The sequence below is a fragment of the Hymenobacter lapidarius genome (genome assembly GCF_001816145.1).
Taxonomy (GTDB): Bacteria; Bacteroidota; Bacteroidia; order Cytophagales; family Hymenobacteraceae; genus Hymenobacter; species Hymenobacter lapidarius.
Map to the genome: position 1 here is coordinate 1 of NZ_MDZB01000061.1, position 392 is coordinate 392.

Here is a 392-nt window from a genome sequence, read left to right on the forward strand (position 1 = left end):
AAGGGTCGTGGCTTCGTCGGGGCTTAGGGCAAGGGGGGCACGCATGGGGCGAAACTACGGCCCCTAAACTTATGCGTTTACTTATGCGCTACCACTTAATACCTTTGTTTGAACCAAAAATGCTGCTTTTAGCAGGCATTTTTGGTTCAAGGCCTACACTGTAACACAGTCAACACTACCGGAAGCATCAAAAAGTGTGGAGCCGCTGGCACTGACCGAAAGCCGGGATACTGCTGCCGGAAACAGTCTTCCCATTCCTCGTTGAGCACTTTGGTACGGGCCTGTACGAGCAAGTGCGCCCCTTTTTTAGTCCACTGCATTTGTTGCCGCTTCACCATTCGCTTGGCCAGGACCTGGTTGACCGCCGACTCCACAAAGCCCGTGGAGACGCG

The 392-nt window shown here is 53.8% G+C and carries 1 pseudogene; it reads right to left on the reverse strand.

What is annotated here, in order from left to right:
• Window positions 1-146: 146 nt before the first annotated feature.
• A pseudogene (locus BEN47_RS21925) lies at window positions 147-392 on the reverse strand (hypothetical protein); the annotation flags it as partial.